The organism is Burkholderia sp. WSM2230, from assembly GCF_000472445.1.
Lineage (GTDB): Bacteria > Pseudomonadota > Gammaproteobacteria > Burkholderiales > Burkholderiaceae > Paraburkholderia.
The window spans coordinates 183,948-206,487 of sequence record NZ_AXAJ01000004.1; the positions used below are offsets into that span (position 1 = coordinate 183,948).

General features: G+C 64.3%; 17 protein-coding genes and 1 pseudogene. 9 read left to right on the forward strand and 9 right to left on the reverse strand.

The annotated features are described in order from the left end of the window. Positions 1–73 precede the first annotated feature (73 nt). On the forward strand, positions 74–937 hold the full coding sequence (locus A3AC_RS0110995) for a sulfurtransferase (RefSeq protein WP_025598877.1): 864 nt from the start codon (positions 74–76) through the stop codon (positions 935–937). Between the two features lie 70 nt (positions 938–1,007). Next, positions 1,008–1,907 (forward strand): tRNA glutamyl-Q(34) synthetase GluQRS, encoded by a 900-nt coding sequence (gene gluQRS / locus A3AC_RS0111000; RefSeq protein WP_025598878.1) that lies wholly within the window; start codon positions 1,008–1,010, stop codon positions 1,905–1,907. Positions 1,908–2,058: 151 nt separating this feature from the next. Here gluQRS and A3AC_RS0111005 read toward each other — a convergent pair whose 3' ends face one another. The 6 genes and pseudogenes from A3AC_RS0111005 to purT all read right to left on the reverse strand — a co-directional run bounded on the left by A3AC_RS0111005 (position 2,059) and on the right by purT (position 9,289). After that, positions 2,059–3,522: a DEAD/DEAH box helicase gene (locus A3AC_RS0111005; RefSeq protein ID WP_025598879.1), complete on the reverse strand. Its 1,464-nt coding sequence runs from the start codon at positions 3,520–3,522 to the stop codon at positions 2,059–2,061. A 384-nt stretch (positions 3,523–3,906) separates the two neighbouring features. Further along, positions 3,907–5,342: pseudogene (locus tag A3AC_RS29150) on the reverse strand (aldehyde dehydrogenase family protein). A gap of 62 nt (positions 5,343–5,404) precedes the next feature. Next, entirely contained in the window at positions 5,405–7,054 is a 1,650-nt protein-coding gene (locus A3AC_RS0111015) for an acetolactate synthase large subunit (RefSeq protein ID WP_025598880.1), read from the reverse strand. Positions 7,055–7,292: 238 nt separating this feature from the next. Next, complete coding sequence (locus tag A3AC_RS0111020; RefSeq protein ID WP_025598881.1) at positions 7,293–7,649, reverse strand: MliC family protein; 357 nt, start codon at positions 7,647–7,649, stop codon at positions 7,293–7,295. 22 nt (positions 7,650–7,671) lie between these two features. Then, a complete protein-coding gene (locus A3AC_RS0111025; protein ID WP_198017987.1) occupies positions 7,672–7,869 on the reverse strand; it encodes a DUF6726 family protein in 198 nt (65 codons plus the stop codon). A 196-nt stretch (positions 7,870–8,065) separates the two neighbouring features. Beyond that, entirely contained in the window at positions 8,066–9,289 is a 1,224-nt protein-coding gene (gene purT / locus A3AC_RS0111030; RefSeq protein ID WP_025598883.1) for a formate-dependent phosphoribosylglycinamide formyltransferase, read from the reverse strand. A gap of 142 nt (positions 9,290–9,431) precedes the next feature. On the opposite strand from purT, the gene A3AC_RS0111035 reads away from it, so the two are divergent. Continuing rightward, positions 9,432–9,980 (forward strand): META domain-containing protein, encoded by a 549-nt coding sequence (locus tag A3AC_RS0111035; protein WP_025598884.1) that lies wholly within the window; start codon positions 9,432–9,434, stop codon positions 9,978–9,980. A 200-nt stretch (positions 9,981–10,180) separates the two neighbouring features. Beyond that, positions 10,181–13,837, forward strand: coding sequence for a DNA translocase FtsK (locus A3AC_RS0111040; protein ID WP_025598885.1), 3,657 nt, complete (start codon positions 10,181–10,183; stop codon positions 13,835–13,837). A 59-nt stretch (positions 13,838–13,896) separates the two neighbouring features. On the opposite strand, the gene A3AC_RS0111045 is transcribed toward A3AC_RS0111040, so the two are convergent. Next, on the reverse strand, positions 13,897–15,207 hold the full coding sequence (locus A3AC_RS0111045; RefSeq protein WP_025598886.1) for a lactonase family protein: 1,311 nt from the start codon (positions 15,205–15,207) through the stop codon (positions 13,897–13,899). Positions 15,208–15,475: 268 nt separating this feature from the next. Between A3AC_RS0111045 and A3AC_RS29915 the strand changes: the two genes are divergently transcribed. Beyond that, positions 15,476–15,628 (forward strand): DUF3096 domain-containing protein, encoded by a 153-nt coding sequence (locus A3AC_RS29915; RefSeq protein ID WP_084515434.1) that lies wholly within the window; start codon positions 15,476–15,478, stop codon positions 15,626–15,628. A gap of 262 nt (positions 15,629–15,890) precedes the next feature. Here A3AC_RS29915 and A3AC_RS0111055 read toward each other — a convergent pair whose 3' ends face one another. Further along, positions 15,891–16,136: a hypothetical protein gene (locus tag A3AC_RS0111055; RefSeq protein WP_025598887.1), complete on the reverse strand. Its 246-nt coding sequence runs from the start codon at positions 16,134–16,136 to the stop codon at positions 15,891–15,893. A 249-nt stretch (positions 16,137–16,385) separates the two neighbouring features. Here A3AC_RS0111055 and A3AC_RS0111060 point away from each other — a divergent pair, with 249 nt between their 5' ends. Further along, positions 16,386–18,266 (forward strand): glycoside hydrolase family 15 protein, encoded by a 1,881-nt coding sequence (locus A3AC_RS0111060; protein WP_025598888.1) that lies wholly within the window; start codon positions 16,386–16,388, stop codon positions 18,264–18,266. 179 nt (positions 18,267–18,445) lie between these two features. Then, entirely contained in the window at positions 18,446–19,723 is a 1,278-nt protein-coding gene (locus A3AC_RS0111065) for a polyhydroxyalkanoate depolymerase (RefSeq protein ID WP_025598889.1), read from the forward strand. Between the two features lie 142 nt (positions 19,724–19,865). Here A3AC_RS0111065 and A3AC_RS0111070 read toward each other — a convergent pair whose 3' ends face one another. Next, positions 19,866–20,498, reverse strand: coding sequence for a TetR/AcrR family transcriptional regulator (locus A3AC_RS0111070; RefSeq protein WP_025598890.1), 633 nt, complete (start codon positions 20,496–20,498; stop codon positions 19,866–19,868). Positions 20,499–20,732: 234 nt separating this feature from the next. On the opposite strand from A3AC_RS0111070, the gene rsxB reads away from it, so the two are divergent. Then, positions 20,733–21,680, forward strand: coding sequence for an electron transport complex subunit RsxB (rsxB, locus tag A3AC_RS0111075; protein ID WP_025598892.1), 948 nt, complete (start codon positions 20,733–20,735; stop codon positions 21,678–21,680). A 25-nt stretch (positions 21,681–21,705) separates the two neighbouring features. Then, positions 21,706–22,350, forward strand: a complete 645-nt coding sequence (nth, locus tag A3AC_RS0111080) for an endonuclease III (RefSeq protein WP_025598893.1) — start codon at positions 21,706–21,708, stop codon at positions 22,348–22,350. Positions 22,351–22,540 lie beyond the last annotated feature (190 nt).

The following is a 22,540-nucleotide window of genomic DNA, read 5'->3' on the forward strand; positions in this document are numbered from 1 at the left end:
GCCTCACTCCCCGGCCGCATTCGCGCCGCAACCGGGCCTGCCGCAGCCCGCCACTTATCACCGCTGGACACTCATGAGTATCGTCAATCTCGCCGCGTATCATTTCGTAACCATCGAAGACACCGCCGCCTGGCGGCCGCAGGTCACGGAGCGCTGCAATGCGCTCGGCCTGCGCGGCACCGTTCTGCTCGCGCCGGAAGGCATCAACCTGTTCGTCGCGGGCACGCGCGAGAACACGGACTCGTTTATCGACTACATCCGACACGACCCGCTGTTCGAAGGCAAATTCGCGAACCTGCAATTCAAGGAGAGCCTGTCGGAGAAGCAGCCGTTCACGCGCATGCTGGTCAAGCTCAAGCGTGAAATCATCACGATGAAAAAGCCGGCCATTCGTCCCGAACTGGGCCGCGCGCCGTTCGTCGACGCCCCCACGCTGAAAACTTGGCTCGACCGCGGTCACGACGACGAAGGCCGCCCGGTCGTCATGCTCGACACGCGCAACGCGTTCGAAGTGGACGTCGGCACGTTCGACAACGCGCTCGACTATCGCATCACGAAATTCAGCGAGTTTCCGGAAGTGATCGAAGAGAATCGCGCCGACCTCGAAGGCAAGACGGTCGTATCGTTCTGCACGGGCGGCATTCGCTGCGAGAAGGCCGCGATTCATATGAAAGACGTCGGCATCGAGCACGTGTATCAGCTCGAAGGCGGCATCCTCAAGTATTTCGAGGAAGTGGGCGGCGCGCATTATCACGGCGACTGCTTCGTGTTCGATTACCGCACCGCGCTCAATCCGCAGCTTCAGCCGACCTCGACCGTGCAGTGCTTCGGCTGCCGCGCGGTAGTAACGCCTGAAGAGCAGAAGTCGCCGATGTACGTGGCCGGCAAGACGTGCCCGCAATGCCATCCCGACAGCAAGGCAGCCTGCGCGGCCTGAGAGCAGCGGCGCTTTCGGGCCGGGCGCTGGTCGCGGCTCAACCGGAACTGAACCTCCAACGCATCGACTCATGAACTATCGCGGACGCTTCGCGCCTTCGCCTACCGGCCCGCTGCATTTCGGCTCGCTGGTGAGCGCGCTCGCAAGCTGGCTCGACGCGCGCGCGCATCGCGGCACATGGCTCGTTCGCGTCGAAGATATCGACGGCCCGCGCACGGTGCCGGGCGCCGCACAAGACATACTCGCCACGCTGGAGCGCTTCGGCATGCGCGCCGACGAGCCGCCTGTCTGGCAAGGCACGCGCACCGCGCGTTACCAGGAAGCGCTGGAACAGTTGAAGGCGGCCGGCTTCGTCTATCCGTGCGGCTGCACGCGCAAGGAAATTGCCGACTCGCTGCTGAATGCGCATGCGCGCAACACCACGCTCGCCTATCCGGGCACGTGCCGCAACGGCCTGCACGGCAAGCCCGCGCGCGCGTGGCGGCTACGCGTGCCGGACGGCGACGCGGCTGTCGTTACATTCGAAGATCGTTGGCAAGGCAGACAGACGCAGAATCTCGCCACGGAAGTAGGTGATTTCGTGCTCAGGCGCGCGGACGATCAGTGGGCGTATCAACTCGCGGTCGTGGTCGACGACGCGGATGCGGGCATCACGCACGTTGTGCGGGGCGCGGATCTGATGGATTCGACTGCGAGGCAGATCTACCTGCAGCAGTGTCTCGGCGTGCCGACGCCGCGTTACCTGCATGTGCCGGTGGTGACAAACGGGCACGGTGAAAAGCTCAGCAAGCAGACGGGCGCAGCGGCGCTCGATTGTCACGAGCCGCTGCAAGCGCTGAACGCGGCGGCACGGCACCTGGGATTGAACCTCGAGAATGTCGCCACAAGCGGCTCAGTGCCGAGCACGCTGGACGATTTTTATGCCGCAGCCATTGCGGCGTGGTCGAAGAAAATGCGCTTGAGCGTTTGATTCTTGTCTGGCGCTGCTTCAAGGCCCAAGCGCCTGAACGAGCATGCAGCGCTCAAAACTGCTTCACGCGCAATTCTGCCCACTCGGACAAACAGCGCCCGTCGACGAGCAAGCCAGAAGCAAGCCCGCAGCGACCCCGCAATAACCAGCTTTACGACGACGACTTCCGCGGCATGCCAAACCCGCCGAGCAACGCCGCGAGCGGCTGTTTCGACGACGGCTTCTGCGGCGCGGACCGTGCGGCCTCGGCCTCTTCCACCTTGCGAACCGAAGCAGGCGACGGCTCGTATGGCTTCAGGAAAAAATCGTCCACCGGCTGCGCGCGGTGATGATGCGGCCGGTCGTACGAACCCGACGGCGCGCCCGCACGACGGCGGGCGCCGCGCTCGTCGCGGCCCTCACCACGCTCGCGCCGCGGCGGGCGGTCTTCGTGATGATGACGCACGGGCGCGTCCACGGTCAGACGCTGCACTTCAAGCGGACGCTTGATCAGCTTCTCGATATCCGCCAGTTGCTTGCGCTCGTTCGGGCTGCACAGCGACAACGCGTCGCCGGAAGCGCCGGCACGACCGGTCCGGCCAATGCGGTGCACGTAGTCTTCGGCATTGAACGGCAGATCGAAGTTGATCACGGCCGGCAACTCGGCAATGTCGAGACCGCGCGCCGCGACGTCGGTGGCGACCAGCGCCTCGATCTCGCCGCGCTTGAACGCGTCGAGCGCCTGCATGCGCTCGTTTTGCGAGCGGTCGCCGTGAATCGCGGTCGCGACCACGCCGTCGCGCTCCAGACTGCGCGCGAGACGGCTTGCGCCGATCTTGCTGTTACAGAACACGATCACCTGCTTCAGGCTGCGCTCGCGGATCAACTGGACGACGGCGCCGGTCTTGTCGCCCTCGGCCACTTCATAGACGATCTGCGTGACATTGGTTGCCGTCGAGTTGCTGCGCGCCACTTCGATGGTTTGCGGATTGCGCAGGTATGTGGCGGCGAGCTTCTTGATTTCGCCAGAGAACGTGGCCGAAAACAGCAGCGTTTGACGCTCTTTCGGCAGCAGATTCAGAATGCGCTGCAAGTCCGGCAGGAAGCCCATGTCGAGCATCCGGTCCGCTTCGTCGAGCACGAGAATCTGCACCTGGCCCAGGTTGGCGGTTTTCTGTTGCACGTGATCGAGCAGGCGGCCCGGCGTGGCGATCAGAATCTCGACGCCGCGGCGCAACTGCTCCGACTGCGGGTTCATGTCCACGCCGCCGAACACCACGGCGCTGCGAAGCGCGGTGTGCTTCGCATACGACTGAACGTTCGCGGCGACCTGATCGGCCAGTTCGCGGGTCGGCGTAAGAATCAGCGCGCGCACCGGGTGGCGCGCGGGCGAAGCGCTCGTACTGGCCTGCGGCAACAGCCGCTGGATGATCGGCAGCGAAAAGCTCGCTGTCTTGCCGGTGCCGGTTTGCGCGGCGCCCATGACGTCGCGGCCTGCCAGCACGACAGGAATCGCCTGCGCCTGGATCGGCGTGGGCGTGGTGTAGCCCGATTCCTTGACGGCTTTCAGGATGTCGGGCGCGAGACCAAATTGATCAAAAGTCGCAGTACTGGGCGTGACGGCTGTGTCGGACATGGTGGCTTTCGCTAAAAATGCGTCGGCGCGTTGCGCTTGGCGCGTGCGCGCGGCAGCGGTCGGAACCGCAGAAGGCATCAGGATGAAGGCGGAGCCACGGCGTTCCGCACGGGACCCGTCACTATTGCGGGAAAAGATGCGGCCGGCTCCGGCCGGCGGAAAGTCCCGCCGGAAAGGCCGGTATTGTAGCACTTCAGCAAAAACACTCATGGCGCATGCGCCGGCTTTCTGCTTGCGCGGCAAAGCGCAGCAGGCGCTGTGCGCGCGCCGACAGTCCAGGCGGCCTGCATGCGCCAGCGCGACTTGCTGCGAGCGTAGTGAGCGCAAACGACAGGCGCGTGACAATCCGCTCGCCCCAATCGCCCCCAACGCCCCCATCGCGCGTCACCACGTCTCGCGCATCACCATCAGCCGCAGCTCGGTCATGTCCTCGATCGCGTAGCGCACGCCCTCGCGCCCAAGCCCCGAATCCTTTACGCCGCCGTACGGCATATTGTCGACGCGAAACGACGGCACGTCGTTGATCACCACGCCGCCGACTTCCAGCTCGTCCCACGCGCGATGCGCGTGCGCGAGCGAATCGGTGAACACGCCCGCCTGCAAGCCGAAGTCGCTATCGTTGACGGCCGCGAGCGCCGCGTCGAAATCGTCGAAACGCTCGAGAATGGCGACGGCCCGAACGCCTCCTTGCGATACAGGTCCGTGTCGCGCTGCACGCCTTCGAGCAGCGTGGCCTCGAACATCGCGCCCTCGACCTTGCCGCCCGCGACGATCTTCGCGCCTGCCTGCACCGCGCTCTCCATCCAGCCGGCGAGGCGTTTCGATTCCGACTCCGAGATCATCGGCCCGACGAAGGTCTTTTCGTCTTTCGGATCGCCCATCACCAGCGACTGGGTTTTGGCGATCAGCTTCTCGCGCAGCTCATCGTAAATGCCTGCATGCACCAGAATGCGCTGCACGCCGATACAGCTTTGCCCCGACTGATAGAACGCGCCGAACGCGAGCCGCTCGACCACATAGTCGAGCTTGCCGCCCTGATCGCCGTCGACGATCGCAGCCGCGTTGCCGCCCAGTTCCAGAATCACTTTCTTCTTGCCCGCTTTCTTCTTCAGATCCCAGCCCACGGCTGGGGAACCTGTAAACGAGAGCAGCCTGAAGCGCTCGTCGGTGGTGAAGAGATCCGCGCCGTCGCGATGCGCGGGGAGAATCGAGAACGCACCCTTCGGCAAATCCGTTTCCGCAAGAATCTCGCCCATGATCAGCGCGCCGACCGGCGTGCGGCTCGCCGGCTTGAGCACGAAGGGCACGCCCGCTGCGATCGCCGGCGCCACTTTGTGCGCGGTCAGGTTCAACGGAAAATTGAACGGCGAGATGAACGAGCACGGCCCGATCGGCACGCGCTTCACGTAGCCGTGGTAGCCCTTCGCGCGCGGCGAAATTTGCAGATTGACGATCTCGCCGTCGATACGCACGGCTTCCTCCGCGGCGACCTTGAACGTGTCGATCAGACGCGTGACTTCGCCTTTCGAGTCGTTGATCGGCTTGCCCGCCTCGATGCACAGCGCGAGCGCCAGTTCGTCGTAACGCTCGCGAAAGCGCTTCACGCAGTGTTCGAGCACCGCCTGACGCTTGAACGGGGGAAACGCACGCAGCGCGGGCAGCGCGTCCACCGCGAAGCCAATGGCCTTGTCGATGGCGGCGGCGTCGGCCATTGCGACGCGCGTCGCGACCTCGCCGCTGAACTTGTCGGTGACTTCGAGATCCGTGTTCGCCGCCACCGCTTCGTTCGCCAGGTAGTACGGGTAAGTCTTGTTCAGCATGACGCGTTCTCCTTCCGATAGATGACAGCGGCAGCGCGGGCTCTCAGGCGAGCCCGCGCCGTTCACAGTTGCGCGGAGAGCCGCTTGATCTCGCGGTTCAGCACGCGCTCGTTATCCGAATAGTCGATAGGCACGTCGATCACATGCACGCCCGGCGTGGCGAAACATTCGCGCAACAGGGGCGCGAATTCCGCCGCGGATCCGATGCGATGCCCCTTGGCCCCATAGCTTTGCGCATACGCGACGAAATCGGGGTTCGCGAGCGTCATGCCGTAGTCGGGGAAGTTCATGTTCTCCTGCTTCCAGCGAATCATGCCGAACGCGTCATCGCGCAAGATCAGGATCACGAGATCGAGCTTCAGACGCACCGCCGTTTCGAGCTCCTGCGAATTCATCATGAAGCCGCCGTCGCCGCACACGGCCATGACCTTGCGGTCCGGGTGCACGACTTTGGTCGCGATCGCCGACGGCAAGCCGGCGCCCATCGAAGCCAGCGCGTTGTCGAGCAGCAGCGAATTCGGCTCGTGCGCGCGGTAGTAGCGGGCGAACCAGATCTTGTACATGCCGTTGTCCAGACACACGATGCCGTCCACCGGCGTGGTCTCGTACACGTCGTTGACAACGCGCACGGGGTACATCGGAAAGCGGTCGTCGTGCTGGCCCTTCACCAGATGCGCCTCGAAATGCTCCTTGATTTCCTTGAAGCGCGTGAAGTCCCAGTGCTCCTGGCGCTCCTTGAGACTTTCCTTCAGTTGCCACACGGCGTTGGCGATGTCGCCGACCACCTCGATCTGCGGAAAATAAACCGTGTCGACTTCCGCGCCGAGGAAGTTGACGTGAATGACCGTTTTCTCGGCGTCGCCGCTGCGCATGAAAAACGGCGGCTTCTCGATCACGTCGTGCCCGACGTTGATAATGCAGTCGGCGTGATCGATCGCGCGGTGCACAAAGTCGCCGTCGGACAAGGTCGCGTTGCCGAGCCACATGGGATGCGATTCGTCGATCACGCCCTTACCCATCTGCGTCGTGAAAAAGGGAATGCCGATCTGGTCGACGAACTCGCGCAGCATCTTCGTCGTCGTCTTACGATTGCCGCCCGCGCCGATCATCAGCAACGGATGCTTCGCCTTTGTAATCGCCTCGACCGCGCGCGCGACCGCTTTCTCCTCCGCGACAGGGCGGCGGCTGTAGCTTTTGGGAATCGGCTTGCCGTCGCCTTCTTCGTGCGCGACGTCTTCGGGCAGTTCGAGGTGCGTGGCGCCGGGGCGTTCCTCTTCGGCTTGACGAACCGCCTCGCGCACGGCCGCCGGAATATTGGCGATCGAAACGATCTGGCGCGTGTATTTGGTAAGCGGCTCCATCATCCGCACTACGTCGACAATCTGGAAATGGCCCTGCTTGCTCGACTTGATCGGCTTCTGTCCGGTCACCATCAGCATCGGCATGCCGCCCAGTTGCGCGTAGGCGGCGGCCGTCACGAAGTTGGTGGCGCCCGGGCCGAGCGTCGCGAGGCATACGCCGGTGCGGCCCGTCAGGCGTCCGTAGGTGGCGGCCATGAAGCCGGCCGCCTGTTCGTGGCGCGTCAGGATCAGACGGATTCTGGAGCGGCGCAGCGATTCGAGAAGATCGAGATTTTCTTCGCCGGGGATGCCAAACACGTACTCGACACCTTCGGCTTCCAGCGATTTGACGAACAGGTCCGATGCTTTCATGGAGGATCTCGTGTGAAGGGACGGACGCGGGCGCAAAGCCTCGCAGTGGGTGAGCGGAAACAGACGATCTAAACACGCAGGGAGACTGCAAAGACGGCAGCAGCGGCGCTCACGGCGGCACGCCGTAAGCCACTGCCGACAGCTTACTACTCGGCAGGAAATGATGCGCGCAGACTGACCATGCCGCGCGGCGGGAGGAGAAAACGCGCGGCAGCTTCACGAAGCTGCCGCGTGTCGCTCAGCGATTGAGCGTAATACAGTCGGACAGGAGAGGCGGCGCGTTCTCGCCAGCCATGGCGTCGTACAGATCGGCGCGCGGACCCTTGGTCCACCACGTATAGCTGCCGGCCTGATATTTCGCGCCCGACGCCGCAATCGTATTGACGAACAGCAGTTGCTTGCCCTTTACCGGAACGAGCGCGAAGCTCTGGCCATTAGCCGTGTTCCAGTAAGTGACATGCAGAATCCTGCCGGTCGCGCAGGTGTACTTGCGCGTTTGACGGTTTTTGGTCTGAACGTCTTCGAGATGCAAAGGCGTGGCGAACGCACAGCCACAGATTGCCGCGAGGCCGGCTGCAAGCAGCGTTTTCTTCATTAGATGCCCCGGTCGTTGCTGATCAAGGGTCGATGACTTCGGCGCAGGCATCGGTCGGCGCAGCGGCCACGTGTCCGACCACCGGCACGATCTTCAGGCCCGCCGACGCAATGCGGCACGGCGCGGCCGCGAGGCCGCAGCCCGTCAATCCCGCACAAAGCGCGAACAACACGCTTATAGCGCCAAGCGTGCGCAGACGGCCGGCGGTGGCGCGCCGCATTGCAGCGCGCGACGCTTCGTTACGGGATGGCTGCGACATACTTACCTCGACTTCAATGAGCCCGCGATTCATTCGATGGGCTCGGATCTTTCAGGCTGCGCGCTTAACGGACAACGCGGACCGGGCGGACCAGGCGGGCTCGCCGCGCTTGCCGCCTGGCGGACTTGCCAGTCCGTCGGCACGCGCGCGGCACGCATCACCGCGCCGACTTTCCCGACACAGGGCGCACCGCCGCCGCAGCCTCTTTCGCGCGCGAGCGCGCTTCATCGATATTCTCGCCGGTGTTGAGCGCCACGCCCATGCGCCGCTTGACGAAGCTCTCCGGCTTGCCGAACAGACGCAGATCCGCATTCGGCACGGCGAGCGCCGCGGCGACGCCTTCAAACGCAATGCCGGCCTCTTCGAGCCCGCCGTAGATCACCGCCGACGCACCCGGCGCGCGCAACGACGTATCCACCGGCAAACCGAGGATCGCACGCGCGTGCAGTTCGAACTCCGAAAAACGTTGAGAGCACAGCGTGACGAGACCCGTGTCGTGCGGACGCGGACTGACTTCCGAGAACCATACGTCATCGCCGCGCACGAAAAGTTCCACGCCGAAGAGCCCGCGCCCGCCGAGCGCGGCCGTCACCTTATGGGCGACTTCGCGCGAACGTTCGAGTGCGAGCGGGCTCATTGGTTGTGGCTGCCACGATTCAACGTAATCGCCCGCCACCTGCACGTGGCCGATCGGATCGCAGAAGTAGGTGGCGACTTCGCCGTTCGATGGATCGACGGCGCGCACCGTCAACTGCGTGATCTCGTATTCGAAGTCGATAAACCCCTCGACGATCACGCGGCCATGATTCACGCGTCCGCCCGCCATTGCATACTGCCAGGCCGGTTCGACGTCGGCCTCGCTGCGCAGCACCGACTGGCCCTTGCCCGAGGACGACATGACGGGCTTGACCACGCACGGGTAGCCCACCTTGGCGATGCCGGCGCGCAGTTCTTCAAGCGAATCGGCGAATGCATACGGCGAGGTCGGCAAGCCCAGCTCTTCTGCGGCGAGGCGCCGGATGCCCTCGCGGTTCATCGTGAGCTGCGTGGCGCGCGCGGTCGGGATGACTTCGGCGATGCCGTCGCTTTCGATGGCCGCCAGCGCGTCCGTGGCAATCGCCTCGATTTCGGGGACGATCAGATGCGGACGCTCCTCTTCGACGAGTGCGCGCAGCGCCGCGCGGTCGGTCATGTCGATCACATGCGAGCGATGCGCGACCTGGTGCCCCGGCGCATTCGGATAACGGTCGACGGCGATCACCTCGACGCCCAGCCGCTGCAGCGCGATGATCACTTCCTTGCCGAGTTCGCCGGCGCCGAGCAGCATGACGCGCGTTGCGGATTCAGAAAGGGGCGTGCCGATCCGTTGGCCGATCTGCATGGGGTCTCCAGATAAAAGTCGGATGAGGGTGTGCTTGGACAGAACACGATGTTAACATGCGGGCCCCTCGCCGCGCCTTGCCCGCGCGGCGCGCCGAGTGCGTTACCCTTACGCCTTTGCCAGTTTGAAGAGGAACGACGCCATGCAACCACGCCTGTCCACGCGACGTCTCACGCGCATCGCTCCATACGCGCGCACGGCTCTGGCCGCGCTGAGCGTCGCGGCGCTGCTCGGCGCCTGCGCGATTCCGAAACATCCGGATTCGGAAGCACCCGCGCCCGACCCGTTCAACCCCGCCGCCACTCAATTGCTCGACGACACCAGTTGGACCCTGACCGCATGGAAAGAGGCGGACGGCAAACCGCGCACGGTTTCGTTCGCGAATCTCGGCGCGCCGATCACGCTCACGCTTTCGACCGCCGGAGGCCAGCGGCACGCGAGCGGCTTCTCAGGCTGCAACCGCTATATGGGCTCCTACACGCTGAAGGACGGCAAGCTCTCGTTCGGCACGCTGGGCGGCACGCGCATGGCCTGCGCGACGCCGGGCGGACAGATCGAAAGCGCGTATCTGAATGCGCTCACGCATATCGAGCGGACCGGCGTGCAGATGCGCGCGCCGCAGCAGATGCAGCTCGTGCTCGACAACGGCGAGACGCTGGTGTTCGATCGCAGCGGCAATAGTGGCAAATGAGCGGCAAATGAGGTCGCAAGTGAGCGGCAACTGAGTGGTCAACAAGCGGCAGAGCGGACCGAGCGGAAATTGTCCGACGCGCCGGGCCGCGCTGCACGAGGACGCAGGCATACTTGCGTCCGCCATCGAAGCCTTCGGCTTCGCCGGTTTAAACTCGACGGATTGCGTTTTCGCCAATCCGTCATTCGTCGATGTCTAGTATGCACACGGTAGTTTTCGGCTGGTTCGGCGGGTCGGCCGTCTGGTTCATTCCTCTCATCTGGCGGCTCATCAAGTCGATGCTGCCGGGCGGCGCGGGCCTGCGCGGTCCGGGCACGATCCGGCTATGGCTCGGCTTCGTCTGCACGATGCTGGCGAGCTGCGCGCTCGAGGCGTCGCTCATCGGCGCGGGCGGCATGAATGCGATCGGCCACGCGCTGGCGAGCGCGTTCGGTCATCTGCTCGGGCATATCGGCACGCCGCTCGCGGCGCTCGGGGTTTTCATCGTCAGCCTGCCGTGGCTGATCGGTTTTCACTGGCGCGAGTTTTTGCTGTGGGCCGACGGTGCGTTCGGCCTCGGGCTCACTTCGCGTGGTCTCGCCAGACGCGACGACGAGGCGCGCCGCCGTCGTAGCGTTGACGACGGCGCGTCGCCGCACATCTCCAGTTCGATCAACACGATGGCGCCCAAGGGCAAGGGGCGCTATGCGCGACCGACCGTTTGGCGGCCGCCTGCCAACGGGCGTGCTTCGGGTGGCGCGGCTGCCGGCGCGGCGCATTCCGGCGTGGCGGGCTCGGCGGCTGGTCGGGAAACGGCAACCCGAGCGGCTGCGGAAGGCTGGCGCGCCGGGCGAGGCACCGCACGCGGTCAGGTTTCGCCAGTCGAGCCGGTTTTGCGCACAGGTAGCGCGACATCGGCACGGCAGACAGCGGCGCAGCCCCCGATGCATGCGTCCGGCGGCGGCAGACTGACATCGGCGCCGGCTGAACCTGTCGCACCGGCTGGGTGGTTGCGTGACAGCGGTCCGCGGGCGGGTGCGTCTGCCGGGAGCGGTGTTGGCGGTGTTGGCGGTGTTGCGTCGCCGGCCGCCGGCGCTCTCGCCACCGGCGCGAAAGCTGCCCACGCCGCGTCGGGCATCGCCGCGAGCGCGGGTGCAGCGACGGGCGCGCTGTCGGCAAACGCGTCCGTCCATGGCCGCACCACAGCCAAACCTGCTGCCGCCCCTTTCAGTCCCGCGGCATCGCCCGCACAGGCGGTGCCGTCGGCTCTGCGCGCCAACGACGCCGCCAGCGTTTCGAGCGCGGGTCATCCGTCCTCGCGGGCGCCCAGCTACACGCGGCCCATGGCCGCCGCCGGGAAAGTCACGCCGCCTGCCAGCGTTCAGGAAACGCTGCGGAGCATCGCGGAAAACGCCGCGCGTTGGACGGATATCGCCGGTGTCAGTCTTGCGCGCAGTACCGGCGCGGAAGCCGCCAGGATCGCGGGCGTGAACGTTGTGCCACCGCCTGCCGGTGGCGCGGTCAACGCGGCGCGTCCGGAAAGCGGCGGCCCTGAGGCGCCTTCGTCGCGCATCCATGCGGTGTCTGGCGAGGTCGCGGATTCGGCAACTGGCGATGCGTCGAGGCAGCACGTCGGCAATGACCGTGATGCTCCAGTTCGGCCGACCGTGGAATCCTCGCCTTCAGCGTCGGTTGACGCGTCGCTGCAAACGACAGCCCCAACGCCAACTCACGCGCCGTGGACGGAACCGCAAGAGTCGGCTGTGACGGGCGCCGAGCCAGTCGTGCAATGGCCGATCGACCCGCCCGTCATTCAAACTCGTACGCCGTTCGGAATCTTCGCGAGCAGGTTTGAGCAAACGGACGCGCCGTCGCAGACACCGCCATGGGAAGAAGAGGGGTCATCGTCGGCGGAAGAGTCGCAAGAACATATGGACAGCGTCGCAAGCGCGTCCACCGAAGCCAGCCGTGACGCTGATGCGCAACGCGAGGCCCCCGCCGTGCCACCTGCGGATATCGCGGACGCCGGGCCGACGCCCAATGATGCGCACACCTCACAGGCAGCCGATCCCGCCGCCGCTCCCGAGCAAACCATCGCGCCGCCGGCATCGTCGAACGTGGTGCGATTCCCCGGCCCCGCGAACCAGGCGCAGGCTCAGGTGCCCGCACATACCGGCCCAGACCCGCACGAGCCGCCCCATTTCAATTCACCGCCGACGGCCTTTTCGCATCAGCCGACGCCCACCACAAACGTCGGTCTCCCGGCAGCGCCCGCTCAACCGCCGGCTCAATCGAACGCCGAGCCCGATCCCGCACCGGAAACCGTCGTGCAGCGCCCGCCGCTGCGCGGCCACGGCGCGACCAACGGCTTCGAGTTTCACGCCCCGGCTGCGTCGACGGTGGAATTGCCCACGCACGATCTGCTCGCTCCCGCGGACACTCACATAGAACCGGTCTCCGAGGAAAAACTCACAGAAACCGCCCTGCTGATCGAGCAACGGCTGCAGGAGTTCAAGGTGCCTGTCACGGTGGTCGGCGCGTCGGCTGGTCCGGTCATCACACGCTTCGAGGTGGAACCGGCGCTCGGCGTGCGCGGCAGCCAGATCGTCGGTCTCATGAAGGACCTGTCGCGTGGCCTCGGACTCACGTCGATCCGCGTCGTCGAAACGATTCCCGGCAAGACCTGCATGGGCCTCGAATTGCCGAACGCGAAGCGCCAGACCATCCGCCTGTCCGAGATTCTCGAAGCGAGCGTCTACCAGAATTCGCATTCGCAACTGACGCTCGCAATGGGCAAGGACATCACCGGCCATCCGGTGGTCGCCGATCTCGCGAAAGCGCCGCACATGCTGGTCGCGGGCACGACCGGCTCGGGCAAGTCGGTGGCGATCAACGCGATGATCTGCTCGCTGCTCTTCAAGGCGACGCCCGAGGAAGTGCGCCTCATCATGATCGACCCGAAGATGCTGGAACTGTCGGTCTACGAAGGCATCCCGCATCTGCTCGCACCGGTAGTCACCGACATGAAGCTCGCCGCCAATGCGCTCAACTGGTGTGTCGGCGAAATGGAGAAGCGCTATCGGCTGATGTCCGCAGTCGGCGTGCGAAATCTGGCGGGCTTCAATCAGAAAATTCGCGACACGGAAGCGAAAGGAAAGAAGCTTGGCAATCCGTTTTCACTGACACCCGAAGCGCCGGAGCCGCTCGCGCCGCTGCCGCTGATCGTCGTCGTGATCGACGAGTTGGCCGACCTGATGATGGTGGCCGGCAAGAAAATCGAAGAACTGATCGCGCGGCTCGCGCAGAAGGCGCGCGCGGCCGGCATCCATCTGATTCTGGCGACGCAGCGGCCCTCGGTGGACGTGATTACGGGGCTTATCAAGGCGAACATTCCGACGCGGGTCGCGTTCCAGGTGTCGTCGAAAATCGACTCGCGCACGATCCTGGATCAGATGGGCGCGGAGTCGCTGCTCGGCCAGGGCGACATGCTGTTCCTGCCGCCGGGCACGGGCTACCCGCAGCGCGTGCACGGCGCGTTCGTCGCGGACGAGGAAGTGCATGCGATCGTCGAATATCTGAAGCAGTTCGGCGAGCCGCAATACGAGGAAGGCATACTCGACGGTCCGGCCACCGAGGGCGGCGCGGCGCAGGATCTGTTCGGCGACTCGCCCGATGCGGAGGCCGATCCGCTTTACGACGAAGCCGTCGCGTTTGTCGTGCGCACGCGGCGCGCGTCGATCTCGTCGGTGCAGCGGCAGTTGCGCATCGGCTATAACCGCGCGGCACGTCTCGTCGAGCAGATGGAGACAGCGGGCCTCGTGTCGGCAATGGGAATTAACGGCAGCCGCGAAGTGCTGGCGCCTGGGCCGGCCGAGTAACCACACGAAACGGGCCGCCAAAAAGCGGCCCGTTGCCATTCGGATTCAGCGCCCCTCGCCTAAGACGGCGACACCAGCTTGAAATCCACCGGAGAGCCGATCTCGATACGCTTCGGATTCGCTTCGAGCAGCCCGCTTTCCTGATCGCGCCGGAAGACATAGACAGTGTCGCTGTTCTGATTGCCGACGATCAGCCACTTGCCGGTCGGATCGATCGCAAATTCGCGCGGCGCCTTGCCGAGGCTCGATTGATGACCGATCTTCTTCAGATGCCCATTCGCGGCGTCGACTGAAAAGATCACGATCTCGTTCGCATCGCCGCGATTGGTTGCGTAAAGAAAGCGCCCGTCCGGCGACAGATGGATCGCCGCCGCACCTACCGCGCCCTTGAAGCCGGGCTCGGTCAGCGGAACGGTCTGCACCTGCGTCAGCTTGCCGTCCTGGTAATCGAACGTGCTGACGGTCGCGGTGAGTTCGCTCGTCAAATACGCGTGCTTGCCGTCCGCGCCGAATACAAGATGCCGCGGGCCGCTGCCCGGTTTTTGCGGGGTGTAGCGCCAGTCGGTCGGACCGAACAGGCCGCGGCTGCCGTCAGGCGTATAGCGGTACGAGTACAGCTTGTCTGCACCGAGATCCTGCGCAAAGAGATAGTGCCCGTCCGGCGAAAACACGGTGGAATGCACGTGCGAGTTGTCCTGGCGCCCCTTTACCGGACCGCCACCTTCATGATGCACAGTGAGCAGCGACGCACCGAGCTGGCCGTCGGCCTGCACCGGAAACACCGCGAAGCTGCCGCCAGGGTCGGCCGCCACCGAATAGTTCGCGGCAAGCAGATACTTGCCGTCCGGCGAAAGGCTCAGATAGCAGGGGTCGTTGCCATCGGCGGATACCTTGTTCAGAAAGCTCAACTGGCCGCTCGCGGCATCGAAGCGAAACGCGCTGATGCCGCCGCGCTGGGTGGCCGGTCCGTTGTCGCCGGGCAACTCGTTGACCGCGTACACGAAGCGGCGGTCGCGGCTCACCACGAGGTACGACGGGTTCACCGTCTGCGCGACCGATACGCGTGTCGCGTCGCCGGTCTTCGTGTCGAAGCGATAGACGTATAAGCCTTCGCTCTTGCCTCCGGTGTAGGTGCCGACCAGCAGGTCGTACACGCCGTCGGCGGCAACCGCACCGGAGCCGGCATCTTGCGCAAACGCGGACGAAGCGACAATCGAGACCATGAGCGCGAAACCTTTTATGATCGAGCGGGCGGAGCGCATTGCAGTCCAACTGCGTGCCCGCCGTGAAGTAAAGTCAGCCTCGGAATACCAGGAAGACCCATCAAGACCTTGCGCAGCATCCACAGCGGCCCGGTGACGACCAAGCATACGACCTCCTTTACATGGGTTGTTTGCGTAAAGCGGTTGTAATCGTGTCTCTGGTCTGCCGCGCGGCGCTCGAGCGTGGTTGTTGTCGGGCAAGTATAAAAGCGTTGCAACGGATCATGCAGTGAAGCGTCCGGCGTCTTGCGTCGGCGCTCCGGGCGGCGCTGTGTCGGGCGGTGCTCCGTTGCGCGGCATGGCGGCTGCATCGGTAGCAATTGTCCCGCCTGAACGGGACGTTTTTAATCGCGAGTCACCACACTACGGAGTCTTCATGAACATAACCCTCAGCCTCGGCCCGCTGGTTTCCCTGATTGCCGGCATTCTGATTCTCGTGATGCCGCGACTCTTGAACTACATCGTCGCGCTTTATCTGATCATCATCGGGATCATCGGTATTTTTGGCGTGAGTTCGTCGCATTTCTGACGAGGGGGGCCGGGCGCAGGCAGGCCCGGCTTCCGTCGTTAGCAAGGAGGCGTGGATGAAGCGGATCGGGATGCCGCAGATGCGCTATGGCGTGCGGGCGCACCCGGTCAGCGAAGAAGGCGTAGCAAATGCTCGTGCGGCCGCACGCCGCCACACCGGTGCGGGTAGTTCGCGCGCATTTGCAATAGATGTGCTGCGTTCACACGGCGCACCGCATCCGGCGCGGCCCGGATCTCGAGCGCCGGTGCGTCGAACGCCGGAGTCAGCCGTTCGCGAGCTGTTCCAGGCGCAAGCGTCCCTGCAACGATAGCGCGCCGACGGCATAATGACCGTCACCGTCCTGATAGCGCCGGAAGCAGGCCCGTTCGATCAGAAAGCTCGCGGCGGCCCGCATGCCGTTGCGGCTCAGGCCCAGGCGGCCATGATCGAGTGGGAGCATTGAATCGTCCGCGAGCTGGCTCGCGGCGGAGAGAATCGTGATGCAGTCGGATTTTGACGGATTCAGCATGGCTTTCGTCCTCCAAACGGCGTGTGCATACGCGATGGGTAAGCCGGCTTCGCAAACCCGGAAGTTTTAGGTGTTGGCTGGATTACTGATTGTAGGCAGCAGTTTGACAATTGCAACCCGCGTTTTGCCGCATTGTGCGGTGGTGAACCAAACGGCAACGCGCGAGTCCGGAACGAACAACGAACGGGGCGCGGCCGAACTCGCTGCGCCAGCTACTGAAACGCACTGAAGGCATTGATACACACGCCCATGCCCGCACTCATCGAAGACTATGCGCTCATTGGCGACGGCCACACGGCCGCGCTGGTTTCCCGCGAAGGTTCCGTCGACTGGCTCTGCTGGCCGCGCTTCGACTCCGGCGCCTGCTTTGCTGCGCTGCTCGGCACGCCGGACCACGGCCGCTGGCTGATCTGCCCGGACTCGGACACGCCCCCGACCATCACCCGCCGTTATCGCGGCGAAACGCTGATCCTCGAAACGGACTTCGAAACGCCGGACGGCGCGGTCACGCTCGTGGACTTCATGCCGCCGGGCAACGGCTGGTCGGAAATGGTGCGCATCGTCGTGGGCAAGCGCGGCACCGTGCGCATGAAGATGGAACTGGTGCTGCGCTTCGACTATGGCTTCTCCATTCCGTGGGTCGACCGTCTGAAGCACGAGAGCGGAATTCGCGCGCTTGTCGGTCCGGACAACGCCGTGCTGCGCACGCCTGTCGATCTGCGCGGCGAGAATATGAAAACGGTGGCGGAATTCACCGTCAGCGAAGGCGAGCGCGTGCCCTTCTCGCTCGCCTACTCGGCCTCGCATCTGCGGCTTCCGCCCGCGCGCGATCCGCACACGGCGCTCGCGCGTACCGAGAATCACTGGCTCGAGTGGGCGGCGCGCGGCACCATCGAAGGAAGATGGGCCGAGCCGATCCGCCGCTCGCTGGTCACGCTGCGGGCGCTCGCGTACGAACCGACCGGCGGCATCGTCGCCGCGCCCACGACGTCCCTGCCGGAACAGCTGGGCGGCACGCGCAACTGGGACTACCGCTACTGCTGGCTGCGCGATGCCACCATCACGCTGCTCGCGCTGATGCGCGGCGGCTATTACGACGAGGCGCGCGCCTGGCGCAGCTGGCTCGGCCGGGTGATGGCGGGCGCGCCCGACCAGTTGCAGATCATGTACGGGCTCGCCGGCGAGCGGCGCCTGCCCGAGTTCGAGGTCGACTGGCTGCCCGGCTACCAGGGCGCGAAGCCGGTGCGCATCGGCAACAACGCGGTCGGCCAACTGCAGCTCGACGTGTATGGCGAAGTGATGAACGCGCTGCATCTCGCGCGGGTGGGCGGCCTGCAGGCGGACGACACGGCGTGGAACGTGCAATGCGCGCTGCTGCGCCACCTCGGCAGCATCTGGCAGCAGCCGGACGAAGGCATCTGGGAAACGCGCGGCGGGCGCCAGCATTTCACCTTCTCGAAGGTGATGGCGTGGGTCGCGTTCGACCGCGCGCTGGCCTCCGCGGAAATGTTCGATCTGAAAGGCCCGCTCGACGAATGGCGCGCCACCCGCGCGCAGATTCATGCGGAAGTCTGCGAGAAGGCCTGGAATCCTTCGCTCAACGCGTTTTCGCAGACTTACGGCAGCGATCGGCTGGACGGGAGCCTGCTGTTGCTGCCGCTGGTCGGTTTTTTGTCGCCGCACGATCCGCGCGTGAAGGGCACCGTGGAGGCGATCGAACGCGACCTGATGCACGACGGCTTCGTGATGCGCTACCGCACCACTGAATTCGACGACGGCCTGCCTCCCGGCGAAGGCACGTTTCTGGCTTGTTCGTTCTGGATGGTGGACAACCTGGCGTTGCTAGGGCGCCTCGACGAAGCCATTGCGATGTACGAACGGCTGCTCGGCTTATGCAACGACGTGGGGCTGCTCGCGGAAGAATACGACCCGGCGCAAAAGCGCCTCGTCGGCAATTTCCCGCAGGCGTTCTCGCACGTGGCGCTCGTCAACACCGGTCTGAACCTGATGAAGCATGAACAGGCAATGGCGCGGGCGACGGGCCAGCCGTCTCATAACGGCACGGAGCATGCGGATCTTGAGGCTGCTGCAAGCCCCGATAGCGACACGGCAGCATCGCCAGTAGCATGATTCAATGACACTTTTGCGGATCGACAACAGTGGATTGCTGCATTGCACAAGTACGCTGGTTTCTATATGATCGAACCGTCTGTCGGCCAATAACAATGTGCCAACAACCAATATGGCCCGCCGCAACGCCACACGCGTGTTTGCGAAGCCCCATGCGAACCGCTTAAAACGGAGCACCCATGCTCTATCAACTCCACGAATTCCAGCGGGCTATGCTGAGCCCGCTTACCGCCTGGGCTCAGGCCGCGTCGAAATCGTTCGCGAACCCTGCGAGCCCGCTGGCCTATGTGCCTGGCGCCACGCGTCTTTCCGCCGGTTACGAACTGCTCTACCGGCTCGGTAAAGACTACGAGAAGCCGGAATTCAACCTCCATCAGATCGTCAAGGACGGCCACAACATCCCGATCATCGAACAAACGATCATCGAGAAGCCGTTCTGCCGCCTCATGCGCTTCAAGCGTTTCGCGGACGACAGCGAGGCCGTAACCCAACTGAAAGACGAACCGGTCGTGCTGGTGTGCGCGCCGTTGTCGGGGCACCATGCCACGCTGCTGCGTGACACAGTGCGCACGTTGCTGCAAGACCACAAGGTCTATCTGACCGACTGGATCGACGCGCGCATGGTGCCGCTCGAAGACGGCGAGTTCCATCTTGAAGACTACATCGCGTACATCCAGGAATTCATCCGCCACATCGGCGCGAAGAACCTGCATGTGATTTCCGTCTGCCAGCCGACCGTGCCGGTGCTGGCCGCCATTTCGCTGATGGCGAGCCGCGGCGAAGACACGCCGCGCACCATGACGATGATGGGCGGCCCCATCGACGCGCGCAAGAGTCCAACTTCGGTGAATTCGCTCGCCACGCAGCACTCGTACGAGTGGTTCGAGAACAACGTGATCTTCACGGTACCGCCGAACTATCCGGGCGTCGGCCGCAAGGTGTACCCAGGCTTTCTGCAGCACACGGGTTTCGTCGCGATGAATCCGGAACGTCACGCGGCGTCGCATTGGGACTTCTACCAGAGCCTCTTGCGCGGCGACGAAGACGACGCCGAAGCGCATCGCCGCTTCTATGACGAGTACAACGCGGTACTCGACATGGACGCCGATTACTACCTCGACACGATCCGCGTCGTGTTCCAGGAATTCCGCCTCGCCGAGGGCACGTGGGACGTGGCCGGCGAACGCGTGCGGCCGCAGGACATCACGAAAACGGCGCTCTTCACGATAGAAGGCGAACTGGACGATATTTCCGGCGACGGCCAAACCTTTGCCGCACACGAGTTGTGCACCGGCATTCCGGAGAAAAACAGGCGCCACTTCACGGCGGAAAAGTGCGGCCACTACGGCATCTTTTCGGGCCGCCGCTGGCGCACGATCATCTATCCGCAGTTGCGCGACTTTATCCTCGAGCACAACAAGGCGCCGAAGGTCGTGAAGGAAAAAGCCGAGGTGTGAGCGGCCTGCCCACACACGAGCAGCTTTGTGAAAACGGCCTCCTGACGGGAGGCCGTTTTTTTTCCTATTTCGTGACGCGTGACCGCACACGCACCGCATACCGCCGCGCGGCCACTTTGCATGGCCAGCACGAGGCGCCCTACTACTTTCGCAACAGATAAGCGAGCAGTAGTTCGGTGTTCATCTGGATCACTTCGCTGCGTTCGCTCGGACTGCTGAAATCGCGGCCGAGCGTGGCTTCGAGCGTGAAGCGGTTCGACACGATGTAGTAGCCCATGCCCGAGAGCGTCACGTAAAAACGCAGCGGATCGACATTGGTACGAAACAGGCCCGCGCGCTGGCCACGCTCGAGAATGCTGCCGAGCGTGGCGACAATCGGCGAAATCATTTCGCGGATACGCGTGGACTTCTGCATATAACGCGCCTCATGCAGATTTTCGTTATTGACGAGGCGCAGCAGTTCGGGATGATCCCGATAGTAGTCCCACACAAAATGCGCGAGACGCGTGACGGCCTCCACCGGTGCAATGCCGTTCAACTCCAGCGTGCGTTCCGCTTCGTTGAGCGCGCTGAACGCGTGCTCGAGTACTGCCGTGAAAAGCTGCTCCTTGCTACCGAAGTAGTAGTAAAGCATGCGTTCATTCGTCTCAGCGCGGCGGGCGATCTGATCGACGCGCGCGCCGAATAGCCCACCATTTGCAAACTCTTCGGCTGCCGCAAGCAGAATGCGGCGCCGGGTGCCTTCAGGATCTCTTTTGATTTTCGGCTGATTCATGGTGGCATTGTCTTCGTGAGCCGCGTTATCCGGATCGCACCGCCGGCCTCTCCTCGGGCCTTGCACCGACAGCACTGGACGGGCTGGTTGGGGGAAAACCCTTCTGCGGTCTTTCGAAATAAGCGCTTCGATTATGGCACATGGATTGCGGATGGCAATTGGGGAAATCGGCGATAATGTGCTATTTAGTTCAAGCTGTGCGGCCGCCCGCCGAGTCCCGCTTGGCAACACATCGTGACCGTGACAGAGATCAAGACACTCGCAGATCGCATTGAAGATCTGCTTCCCCAGACGCAATGCACGAAGTGCGGTTACCCCGCCTGTCGTCCATACGCGGAGGCCGTCGCACGCGGCGAAGCCGGCTACAACCAGTGCCCGCCCGGCGGTGCTGAAGGCGTCGCACGGCTTGCTGCCCTGCTCGGCAAGCCAGTCATTCCGCTCAATCCCGCCAATGGCGTCGAACGGCCGCGTCCGCTGGCGCTGATCGACGAACAGATCTGCATCGGCTGCACGTTGTGCATGCAGGCGTGCCCCGTCGACGCAATAGTTGGGGCACCGAAACACATGCACACGGTTGTCGCCGAGTTGTGTACGGGTTGCGACCTTTGCGTGCCGCCCTGCCCGGTCGATTGCATTTCGATGCCGACGGTTACCGGCGAGGCAACCGGCTGGGACGCATGGAGCCAGCCGCAGGCCGACGCGGCACGCGAGCGGCACAACCGGCGCGAGGCGCGTCTCGCGCGCGAGCGCGAAGCCGCGGAGGCACGTGTTGCGGCGCGGCGAAGCAGCGCTGGGAGTGCAGGCAGTGGTACAAGCTCCGCTCGCGGCACCGCGGCCGGCGCGGCTGCTGGTATGGCTGCCGGCGCGCCGCCGGGCGTTGCGCCAGCGTCGGCGACATCGCCCGCATCCGCCACCGACGACGCCGAAGCAAAGAAACGCGCGATCATCCAGGCCGCGCTCGAACGCGCGCGCAAGAAGAAGGAAGAGCTCGCGGCCAAAGGCCAGGGGCCGTTGAACACGGAACATGTCAGCGCGGACGTGCAGGCACAGATCGACGCCGCGGAAGCACGCCGGCGCCGTCTCGGACTTGCCGACAACCCCACGGCCAATGCTGCCAACGCCGCCGACGCCACCAACCAGGACGCGCCGCCAGCACCGGCCAGCACGCGCAACCCGCGCTAACAGCAACCGCCTCTGCCCGCTTAGTATGAATGCGAACAAACGCCGCGCCATCTACGAAACGCTTCAGAGCATCAATCCGCATCCCACCACCGAACTGGAGTACACGACACCGTTCGAACTGCTGATCGCCGTGCTGCTGTCGGCGCAAGCGACGGACGTGTCGGTCAACAAGGCGATGCGCAAGATGTTTCCGGTCGCGAACACACCGCAGAAAGTGCTTGAACTCGGCGAGGAAGGCGTCGCGAACTACATCAAGACGATTGGCCTGTACCGCAACAAGGCAAAGAACGTGATCGCGACTTGCCGCATTCTGCTCGACCAGTACGGCGGCGAGGTGCCCGAGAATCGCGAGGCGCTGGAAAGCCTGCCGGGCGTCGGACGCAAGACGGCCAACGTGATTCTGAACACTGCGTTCGGTCATCCGACTATCGCCGTCGACACGCATATCTTTCGGGTTGCCAATCGAACCGGGCTTGCGCCCGGCAAAGACGTGCGCGCAGTCGAAACGGCGCTCGAAAAATTCACGCCTGCAGAGTTCAAGAAGGACGCGCATCACTGGCTGATCCTGCACGGCCGCTATGTATGCAAGGCCCGCCGGCCGGAGTGCTGGCATTGTGCGATCGAGCCGCTGTGCGAATTCCGGCCGAAGACGCCGCCGCCCGACCTCTGAGGCGGGGCATGCTCAGCGGGCTGTTGCGCCGGCGCGTAAAATGATGCGTTGCACCCGCAGACGCACCACGGCGTTACGCCGGCTGCGGTACACGCCGCGGCAAAAGGCGACCGCCAACCGCGCGTCGTTGCAGCACCTCGTAGCTGTGTGCGTGCGCCGCATTCTTGTCACACTCCCACTCGAGCCACCG